At 50.5% G+C, this 620-nt stretch carries 1 protein-coding gene and 1 rRNA gene; both read left to right on the forward strand.

All coding sequences use genetic code 11. The features are described from left to right. Positions 1-221 (forward strand): hypothetical protein (locus BFD71_RS41920; RefSeq protein WP_218108697.1); only part of this gene is annotated, 221 nt, incomplete at its 5' end. Positions 222-341: 120 nt separating this feature from the next. Beyond that, positions 342-620, forward strand: a 23S ribosomal RNA gene (locus BFD71_RS38740); the annotation flags it as partial.

Here is a 620-nt window from a genome sequence, read left to right on the forward strand (position 1 = left end):
GCAAGCAGGGGGTCGTCGGTTCGATCCCGTCATCCTCCACCAATCCTCAATGCACAGCGTTCTGCACGAAGCAGAACCTTCTGCATTGGCGATTGAGCCAGTCAGAGCGGTATGTGAAAGCGTATCGGCTGTCGTTCTTTAACAATCAGGAAGAAGTAGTAAAGAGATTCATCCAAAACACACCTGGAGATGGGTGTGGAGTAGGTGAATCAGGGTTGTGATTGTATCAATGTATTTTTAAGTGATCGAAAGATTGCCTTGAAATACGGCGCAACACGAATACTCAACCTGTAGCGAGTGGGTCCGAAGTGAGCAATCACCGCGAGACACACCCGTTATAGGGTCAAGCGAACAAGTGCATGTGGTGGATGCCTTGGCGATCACAGGCGATGAAGGACGCGGTAGCCTGCGAAAAGCTGTGGGGAGCTGGCAAACGAGCTTTGATCCACAGATGTCCGAATGGGGAAACCCACTCCGAATGGAGTATCCATGGCTGAATACATAGGCCATGCGAAGCGAACGCGGCGAACTGAAACATCTAAGTAGCCGCAGGAAAAGAAATCAACCGAGATTCCCAAAGTAGTGGCGAGCGAAATGGGACCAGCCTGTACTCTTTATCT

This window comes from Paraburkholderia nodosa (genome assembly GCF_001718195.1).
In the GTDB taxonomy this organism is placed as follows: Bacteria; Pseudomonadota; Gammaproteobacteria; order Burkholderiales; family Burkholderiaceae; genus Paraburkholderia; species Paraburkholderia nodosa_A.